Below are 9453 nucleotides of genomic sequence, written 5' to 3' on the forward strand. Positions count from 1 at the left end.
CCAAATTATATTTGAGGCGAAACCTATACAATTCATTTAAGCGAAACATTCTTTCACAGGGAAATATTTAAAATAATCATGGCTTTTCTGATTGAATCAGACTGTTCAAGCACTAAACACTTGATATGATAGTCCGACTTACGTAAGAATATCAAATCAGATTAAAAATTGTTTAAACTAGCCACCTTGCATACTAAAATCGGGTGGTTTTTTATTTCAGACAACTTATTATTTTTATCCAGGAAAACAGGGGCGTATAATGTGTAACAATATATACAAATGTCGGATGACAAATACGAATGCCGAGGTCATACACACATGGACAAGTTTGTCGGTATGTATGGAAATGGATTTTAGCGTATGGAGACATTGAAGTAGACATATGTACAAAATACGGGTTTTGTGAGTATGTATAAGAATAAACCCGTTGCAACGTGGGTTTATCGATCCATGTTATTTACAGCATTACGCATCTCTTCGTCTGTTAAGTGAGTATAAATCATTGTTGTTTGAATAGATGAATGCCCTAATTGATTCTTTAATCTGGGTACATCGTTATTTTCGAGATGATATCGAGTTGCAAAGGAGTGTCTAAGCGAATGTACTGTTAAAGATGGTTTTCCAAACCCAGTCGCATATTTTTCAATCAGCTTTTCAATTGAGCGCCCAGTCAAACGCCGGCTTTTTCCTTTACGGCCTACAGGAGCTGCAATGAATAAATAGCTTTCATTTTTTTCTGGTAAATATCTAGATTCTCTGATCTGCAGATAACTTTCTAAATCCATTAAAGCTTGTTTGCTAAAGTAAACGTATTGTTCTTTATCACCTTTGCGTATCACTCGGACTATAGCTTTATTCATATCTAGGTCATCCATATTAATGCCTGCAACCTCGGATAATCTAAGCCCAGAACCCAATATCAACGAAACAATCGCAGTGTCACGTTCACGGTTAAATTGATGAAACGTAAAGATCCGTTTATTGTCTTTATGCTTTTCTCCAAAATCATAGGCTACAAATTGTCTGAACAATTCAAAGTCATCTTCTCTAAGGATCTTTCCTTCAATACGGTTTGCAATGGTTTCTTGGCTTTCTTTTACGGCATTCAAATCCATTTTGGCCATTACATTTCGTTGAATATAAGGCTTCAGGTCACTGGTCTCAGCCTTGTTCTGAAGGTAATCAAACAAAGATTTTAGCGAGGATAATTTACGATTAATCGTAAGCTTTTTGTTCCCAAGCTGATAATCCAGAAATGACAAAAAGTTCTCCACTTCACGAATGGTTAATCGCTCCAGTGTTTCTAAGTGTATTTCTTTCCGGATTGATGAAGTTATATTCTCAGCGATAAGCCAATCAAAAAAGATAATGTAATCATGGCAATAATTAAGAAGTGTCGTTGGAGATAACTTGCGTTTTTTGCTATCAATATATTCTGTAACATACCAAGGCAAATCAGACAGTTTCTCATCAATTCGTTGCATGTAGTGCATTTTCATCTGTTTATCCATATATGTATGAACCTCCGTGAATCCAATATATCTCATTACTATTTATTCGTCAAATTATTATTTTACGTAATTATATATTTGGTATTGTTTTAATTCAAAAAACTCATCTCTCTTTTTGTCTGAGGAAAAACCCTTTTCGAGCTTAATACTAGTCATGCTTTTTAATGTATGCATCAAAGGCTCAATATTCCAGAGATATTTTGCAAGATCTTTTCTGGATATACTGTGCAGTATCATTGATTGCTTAGTTACATCTAATGCAGGGTTAACTATATCCTTATAGCCAGTCGCTTACCAGTACGCCTTTATGTTTCAATATAAAGAAACCCCGTGGGAAACCCACAAGGTTTGTGCGTTTTTCGATGCCCACTGGGGTCCACATACTTCAACGGATTGTTGCTCACATAAGAGTACAAATTTAAATTCAGCAGATCGCTCAGTTCACCTTTAAACGTATTTCGCCAATGAAACGTGCCATGCCTGGATCGTACCAGCGTGCCCGCATTCTAATCAGCCTCATACAGACGCCTACTTTAGTGAATAGTTGTTTCAAGAGCTCTGTCGAGATCATGTGATGCTTCAATAATGGCTGGCTCCAAATTACGCAGCCATTCGGAATACTCTAGACGTGTTACCATAGATGGATCCTTCCTTAGCTTCTTGCATCTCTTCAAATTCTCTTTCCATCCGCCACTAAGATGTAAAAGCCCCCAATCTGCTGCTTGGCTTTTAGACAGGATGACACCTTCCTTCCACCATGCTATAAATTTGGTAGCTAACAGGAGCCAGTCAACGGAATGCAGGCTATTCCCCTTGCCAAACTTCCGCATGCACTTAGCATATTCCTTAAAAAAGCTAATCAACTCTTCCCTCGAGTACGATGGAATATTGTCTAGATGGGACTCACCATACAACAAGATACTCTGCTCCTTGATCGTGTACTGGGTGAACAGGTCTAATTGATTTTCCGTCCAGATGGATTCGCGCTTTGTTCCCCACCACAAGCCACTGCCCTTTTCCCCACTCAGCATATTAATCGTAAGAAAGGCACCCTCGAGCATATCGGTGTAGAGATTGGGGATCTGACTATCGACGGATCTTCTAAGAAGGGATGATCTATAATTGGATCTTAGTTTGTTTAGACATTCGATTTCATTTTGGCTAAGGTCCTCTCCAATTACGACGAGAAAATCCAAATCCCCGTATCCCGGGGATAAATCATTGTGGATGGCCGAACCGTAAAGGTAAATGCTTCGCAACTTTTTAAGAATGACTCGGATATCATCGACAAATATGGACAAGGTTCGCTCAAGTGTTTCGTCATCAAATGATTGGATCAACATTAAGATCGCTCCATTATGAATTTCTATTTTCAGTTTTTTTCCTGGTCTTGGAATTATGTGGTATACTTCCTCGTTAGCGGAATTACGTAAGATCAATGGATTTATTCTCATATTGCGATAAATTTATAAATATAACAATAAATCGGATAGCTTTTTAATGCTTAGATATTTTGTGCTTTCTTGAGAGTTTGGTCTTGAAAGGGTTAATATTGATTGTATACCCAAAGTTGATGCACCATCTAAGTTTTTTTTTCATAATCATCGATAAATACTGTTTCTATTGCTGGCAAATTCATAGCCTCAAGTGCGTGTCTAAACATGCCGGGACTTGGTTTATTTTCTCCAAGCTCATAACTAAGTGCCATATTATCAAAATAATCATATATACCTGCATTTTTAAGAACCCTTTTGATTGATGGGTCAGTATCTGAAATAACTCCAATCTTATACTTTTCTTTAAGACCTTCAATTGTCTTTTTTGTATTATCAAAAAAGACGTAATTAGAATCGTTATACACTCTATCATATGCAATAATTTCAGATTGTTCTTTTGTAATATTAACTCAAGTAACATTTCAGCAATTGTTCTATAATAATTTGTATACCTTTCAAGCTCCTCCTCTTCAGTTTTGTAAATTTCATTTTTTACGTATTCGTTTGCTTTTGAAATTGCTGTATTAAGTTTATCTTGTGGTATTGACCATAGAATTTGTGGATCTATATATTCTAAAGCTTTTACGGTTAGTCTCCAATCACCTGTTGCAGGGCGAAAAATCGTCCAACCAAGGTCAAAAAATATACCACGTACAGGTTTTTTAATAGTCATTTCAAAACTCCCCATATTCTGACTTCTTAGCTAGATATTCCTTTAGCAGATTGAGAATTACCTCAGAAGTATCTATATCCCCGAGATATGTAACCAGCATCCTTAGCTGCAGAGTATATGCTTTCAATGTATTGGAGCTTCTAGACTATTGATTCAACTAGCGTTGATACTTGACCATAAGAAAACCGCCTTAGTAAAAGGCGGTTTATTGTGCTATCGTACCCGTAGTTGAATGTTCACCCATTGGAATGAATCAAGGCACTTTTTATGGATGTTTTCAGCTGAAATTCATCCAACTTTTCTTACTGTATATTGGCCAGTTATGAAATGCCTATTGCGACGTTACTGTGCGGAAATCTCGAACTTCGTGCCGGCATCTCCGGCGAAAACAATCGATCCTCCCGCGGGCAGTTCGATCTTATCCTTGCCTCCAATGACACTGAAGTAGATGCATGTTCCCTTCGCATTATAAACGGCGAAGGAGGCGTTCGAGGACATGCTCACCTTAACGGTCTTGCCCACATCTTTGTCGCTTATCGTATACCATCGGGCGTATCCGCCGGGCGGAATCGTAACAATTGACTTCTTAGCGATATAGATAGGCTTCACAGCGTCCTCGTTCACTAAGATGCTTCCACCAAGATCCAGGTACTCAACACCGTCCTGAGTAAAGAATGTATAGCCTGAGAGATCCCGCCCGCTCATTCCCGGAATTTGCAATTCGGAGATGGCCGTATTCGGGCCTGTTATTCGCTTATCCAACGCGTACCCCGGCAATTGTTTCGACACATTCAATTGGATGGGCGGCACCACCAAATAAACGAACGACGTATACTTCTCATTCAGCAGATAATACTTCTTGCCGTCACGCTTAATCCATGCTTCTTTAGTCTCTGCCGGAAGATCTTGGGCCTGGAGCTTCTCGGCGTTGTACACTGATGTAGACATTTGGCCAAGACCCGGCAATGAAGCGTATTGACGTATCCATAAGTAGGTGCGGCCGTTCTCTTCCGTCACGAAGCTAAGCAACGTATTCCCATCCGCACTCCGGAACGTGCCATCCGCCGAATACTCGAAGATCTGGGCCGGATTATCGGGCAGCTGCTCCGAAGTGATGGTCATGACGCCGTCTTCGGTAATATCGATTTTCATCGTTGTACTGGTCGCGCCATAGATTCCCGAATACTGCAGCACAGACTCTGGCATGTCAGCCTTTACCGGCGCGCCGTATGACTTCTCAGGCTTGAATTCGGCAATTGTCCCTTTCTCCTTCAGCGCCTGAAGCAGGATTTGGTTCGCCAGCATCCGGTCGATCGTGCTGCTCCCCCCGGAAGTGATAACAGCTGCCGCCATGCCCTGTTCGGGAAGCACAACGAGCGACGAGTGATAGAGAGTGTCCCCGCCTTTGGTCAGCGCCTTCATCCCGTATTCGCTGAAGGGATACAGATTGACGTTGTCCCAGCCGAGACCGTATCCGTAATCAAATGAGCTGCCCTCATCGTCAGGCCACAAAGGCGTCTTGTACTCATCTTGCTCCATGGCCGCAGCCGATTTACCGGACAAGACTTCTTCCGCTTCCCCCGTGAAAATTTGCGAGAATCGGGCCAAATCTTCCGCCGTGGAATAAATGCCTCCTGCTCCGATCACGTTGCTTGTCTCATTGGGGAGTTGCCCTGCGTAGGTAGGATAATAGAGTCCCGCCATCTTCGCTATGTTCGGAGAATCGAGCGGCGTCTTCGTATTGGTCATACCCAGAGGTTCCGTAATATATCGATGGATATAAGAGGTAAAGTCCATGCCGCTGACTCGTTCGACCAGTATCTCGGCCAGCGTAAATCCGTCATTGCAGTAAACCGAATATGCACCCGGGTCCGCCTTCAAGGTCTGACCGGCCAATTGCCTCAGCAGTGTGTCATGGGCGTAAGTATCGTTATCTTCGAATAAAACGGCGTTCGTCAGCGACGATCCGTTCAGACCGGAAGAATGATTCAGCAGCATGCGCGGCGTAATCTGCTTGTAACGTTCATCCTTCATCGTAAAGTCGGGGATATACTGGACGACCGGCGTATCGAGACCGATTTTCTCTTGGTCGACCAACTGCATGACGGCAACCGTGGTAAACATTTTACTCGTCGAGGCGATCCCGTACATCGTGTCTTTCGTGAGCGGCTTCTGTCCCTGCTCATCATTCTTGCCGGATTGGCCGGATACGACGATGTTGCTATGATCGATAATGGCGTATTGCACGCTGTTCGTACCGTAAGTTTTCGTGAGGAGATCGGCCTTCTCCTTTGCAGCTTTCCTGGTTACTTCGTAGGTATTCACAGTCTTGTTCGAAGGCATATCCTTTGCTGCCGTTAGCACGGTTAACGGTACAGCGCTTGACTCGATCACCTCAGATGTATTCAGTGCCAGTGCTGTATTGTCGTCCCATGAGCTTAGCAGCAGACACGAAGCTAGCAGAGCTCCCATTATCCATCGACTTTTCATCATTTAAACTCTCCTTCCGAGATTGCTTTATTTATCGAAAATTGAAAATAGCTACGAGAATGGCGATTACTGGAACGGCTATCGTCGCGGCGGCTATATACTTACCGAGCGGATTAGCCATATTGATCGTCCAAAAGAATCCGTATCTATCCAAAACAAACAACGCCGGGTCTTCGGGGTTCGCGTAAATACTGCCGAGCCACTTCCAGTGTCTCTCCTCCTGCGACGGAATGTCCCTTTGCTGATCAAGACCTCTTAACCGCAGGTAAAGCAAGACGCCGATCAGCGTCAAGAAGAACACTGCCATGAACGAGATGTTGCAGCGGATGAGCAGATTGAGATTCCAGCCGTACAGGATTACCGCTTGCAACAACCCTAAGTTTGCAATCCCCAGCAGCGAAATGCCCCAAGCCGTAATCGAATGGATTTTCTTGAGCTTCAACTGTTTCCGTAACGAACCTTCCCGGTCCTGAGGATCCAGCGATGTCCTGGCACGGCTGATCATCAGATTATAGCCGGCGAATAACGGGATCATCAGCGCTTGCACGCTGTTCATCATGAATACGGTCCCTACGGATTTGTAAATGTAATGATCCGGAAAGCCGTCCGGCCCTATATGCACCGCGATCTGCTGAGGAATTGCGTTCCATCTCGCAACGGCAAAGAAGATGCATAGCGCCATCACGGCGATATGCGCCGCATACCACCAAGAGCCCAGGACCGGACTATGCGTCCGGCCGGCCGCGAGGCTTGCTGCGCGCTTCGTCTCCACGTCAACCTGCCAGCCTCTGGCCGCCTTCAAGTGTTGCGCGGACATCCGGCTGATCCGGATGGCGAATACCGACACAACTATTAAAAGCAAGATGGCTGCCGCCCAATACAGAATACTCCGACTCGTCGTTTGACTACGCGTAATTAAAAAGCAAGCTACTCCGATGACGACCGCAAAACCGCCGGTGAGCAAAACGTAAATTCTGGCGAATGCCTCGGACGGCCGTATCCTGCAGAGCCTCCGCCGGCAGCGTGATGCCGAACAGCAGGGTCCGCAAGCCAAGATAGGCCTGTATGTTGATTATCAATGCGATAAACAAATAAAAGCTGGATATCATGATCGTCTCTAGTACAGTCAACGCTGTTCCCCTCCGCGATTTGTAATGGTATTTCGGTACACCGACCTGCTCTCCTGCGCGAATGCCTCTTCCGTCATGCCTCGTACCGCAGCTGCCGCCGCTAGAGACCGCAGCTGCCGCCGGAGCTGCTCCTCGAACGCCTCAGTCAGGCCGGGCATTCCGTCAGGCTGAACGATAACGCCCTTTTTCCGGTGTACTTGAAGTAAGCCCTCCTGCTTAAGCAAATTGTAGGCTTTGTTGACGGTATGGAGATTAATCCCCAAGTCCTCCGCCAAGCTCCGGATCGACGGAAGCGGGTCCCCAGGCTGCAAGGCACCGGAGGCGATCCCTTCGACGATTTGGTCAACCAGTTGTGCGTAAATCGGGGTTTCCGATTGCAGATCGAGCTCTATGAACATGATATCTCTCCTTATGGCAGTTGCTGCGTGTCTTCAGGAAGCGAGGGAGCCGATTATGCCCTGCACAAGCAAGTCGGCCGATGCCGTAGATCCAATAACGGAGTAACGGCGCATCCAATCCGAAGCGGCTCGCCAGCGCCAACCCGCCCCATGCGGCCAAGAAGCCAAGGATGCCGTTCTGGTAAACCTGAGCCGCCGTTAGCAAGATCACATCCTGCTGATGCGACATCGCCGGATTCTCGGCCTTCGGAAGTACTTCGAGCGAATAGGGCATTAGCCGCGCCGGCCATTGCGCAGGCAATCATTAACCATGCGCGATTTTGAAATGTCGAAACCGTTCCATATCAAAGCAACCTCCTCATTCATTTGTTTGTTATATTACATATATAACACATATGATATTACTACGCAAGAACCAGATGTAAATTCTTCCATCTTGCTTAGTATGGTTATTAATGTTCTTAAAGGTCTGAACTAAAGAGTCATATGAGTTTGCTTATGTTGAATAAAATTTCTGATGTACTATTGCTATTAGGGGTACTGTGTTGTACGATGTATGTGTCAGGAGGTACAATACATGGATGTCGAAGATTGGAAATCACAAATTAAGCGAGGATCACTCGAGTTTTGTATTCTATTGCTAATAAAGCAACGACCATATTATGGGTATGAAATCATAAGTGTGTTAGAGGAGTATCCTATTGTTGCTGCAAAAGAAAATACAATTTATCCTCTGCTTAGAAGATTATTGAAAGGAGAATATATTTCTTCATCTTGGCAAGAAAGTACAGAGGGCTTACCACCGAGAAAATATTATACCATTACAGAAAAAGGAAACGACTACTTAAACGCTATGTCCTTAGAGTGGGATAATTTATTAACAGCTATATCAGAAATTAAAGGAGCCTTAAATCATGGATAAAATTATGAATGACTATCTTGTAAAAATTGAAAAGTATTTGAAATCTATGTCCTCTTCTGAGCGTCTTGACATTGTAAAAGAAATCAAAAGTGTAATGCTAGAATTGCAAAATAACGGATTATCTTCTGAGCAAATCATCGAACGGTTAGGAAACCCAAAAGAATTAGCAAAAGCATACTTGGGTGAGTCCATTTCAAAAAACAATTCATTTAGTTGGCGTAAATTCGGCGCTGTATTTGCATTTTGTAGAAGTTTTGCAGGCGTCAGCGGTATGATTCTTTTGCCTTTTATCAGTACTCTTTCCATTGCTTTAATGATTGGTGGAGTGATTTCTCCAATAGGCGGAATTATTAAATTTGCCGGGTATCTTATGGGATATGATATTGCCGGAATAACAATCGAAATGGGAGGATTTACAGCAGAGCGCCCAGTACAGTTCTTGCCCATTTCTATTGTGACTGGTGTGTTGATGTTTTTGTTGGGGAGAGTGTTATGGAAACTTACAATTAAATACATACACGCAATTAGTCAGACAAAGAAAACATTGTAATTAATAAAAAGAACCGGGCCTTGCGGCCACCTATACTATATTAATAGAGGAGAAATGCCTTATGAAAATACGTAGTCAAATTACATTTGCAAGTCTGGCCCTTCTAATAACTGGAAGTTCCCTGCTATACACATCGTCAACCTCAATTGTTAAAGCAGAGCCCATTCAAAATGTATCTAGTTCGTTACAAACAAAAACTCAACGGGATCATAATTCCGTAAAACAAGCCATGCGGGATACATTGCAACTTGGATTCCCGGGGATACTTGCTAAAACTTCTGAG

Annotated in this window: 9 protein-coding genes and 1 pseudogene; 3 read left to right on the top strand and 7 right to left on the bottom strand. The window is 43.4% G+C overall.

The window, feature by feature from the left end:
* Positions 1 to 440 precede the first annotated feature (440 nt).
* The 7 genes from xerS to IEY53_RS25305 all read right to left on the bottom strand — a co-directional run bounded on the left by xerS (position 441) and on the right by IEY53_RS25305 (position 7698).
* A complete protein-coding gene (xerS, locus tag IEY53_RS25275) occupies positions 441 to 1511 on the bottom strand; it encodes a tyrosine recombinase XerS (RefSeq protein ID WP_189029920.1) in 1071 nt (356 codons plus the stop codon).
* A 533-nt stretch (positions 1512 to 2044) separates the two neighbouring features.
* Positions 2045 to 2854, bottom strand: a complete 810-nt coding sequence (locus IEY53_RS25280) for a nucleotidyltransferase domain-containing protein (RefSeq protein ID WP_189029922.1) — start codon at positions 2852 to 2854, stop codon at positions 2045 to 2047.
* Positions 2855 to 3093: 239 nt separating this feature from the next.
* On the bottom strand, positions 3094 to 3372 hold the full coding sequence (locus IEY53_RS36170; RefSeq protein ID WP_189029923.1) for an HAD family hydrolase: 279 nt from the start codon (positions 3370 to 3372) through the stop codon (positions 3094 to 3096).
* Positions 3373 to 4022: 650 nt separating this feature from the next.
* On the bottom strand, positions 4023 to 6173 hold the full coding sequence (locus IEY53_RS25290) for a serine hydrolase domain-containing protein (protein WP_189029925.1): 2151 nt from the start codon (positions 6171 to 6173) through the stop codon (positions 4023 to 4025).
* 28 nt (positions 6174 to 6201) lie between these two features.
* A complete protein-coding gene (locus IEY53_RS25295) occupies positions 6202 to 7032 on the bottom strand; it encodes a DUF1648 domain-containing protein (RefSeq protein WP_189029927.1) in 831 nt (276 codons plus the stop codon).
* A gap of 43 nt (positions 7033 to 7075) precedes the next feature.
* On the bottom strand, positions 7076 to 7300 hold the full coding sequence (locus IEY53_RS25300; protein WP_189029929.1) for a hypothetical protein: 225 nt from the start codon (positions 7298 to 7300) through the stop codon (positions 7076 to 7078).
* Positions 7297 to 7698, bottom strand: a complete 402-nt coding sequence (locus IEY53_RS25305; protein ID WP_189029931.1) for a GntR family transcriptional regulator — start codon at positions 7696 to 7698, stop codon at positions 7297 to 7299. Before IEY53_RS25305 ends, IEY53_RS25300 begins: the two co-directional genes overlap by 4 nt.
* A 577-nt stretch (positions 7699 to 8275) precedes the next feature.
* Between IEY53_RS25305 and IEY53_RS25310 the strand changes: the two genes are divergently transcribed.
* The 3 genes and pseudogenes from IEY53_RS25310 to IEY53_RS25320 form a co-directional block, all read left to right on the top strand.
* Positions 8276 to 8620, top strand: coding sequence for a PadR family transcriptional regulator (locus IEY53_RS25310; protein WP_189029933.1), 345 nt, complete (start codon positions 8276 to 8278; stop codon positions 8618 to 8620).
* Positions 8613 to 9170: a DUF1700 domain-containing protein gene (locus IEY53_RS25315; RefSeq protein WP_189029935.1), complete on the top strand. Its 558-nt coding sequence runs from the start codon at positions 8613 to 8615 to the stop codon at positions 9168 to 9170. Before IEY53_RS25310 ends, IEY53_RS25315 begins: the two co-directional genes overlap by 8 nt.
* Before the next feature lie 61 nt (positions 9171 to 9231).
* Positions 9232 to 9453: pseudogene (locus tag IEY53_RS25320) on the top strand (serine hydrolase domain-containing protein); the annotation flags it as partial.

It is taken from the genome of Paenibacillus albidus, from assembly GCF_014644435.1.
GTDB classification, from domain to species: Bacteria; Bacillota; Bacilli; order Paenibacillales; family Paenibacillaceae; genus Paenibacillus_AQ; species Paenibacillus_AQ albidus.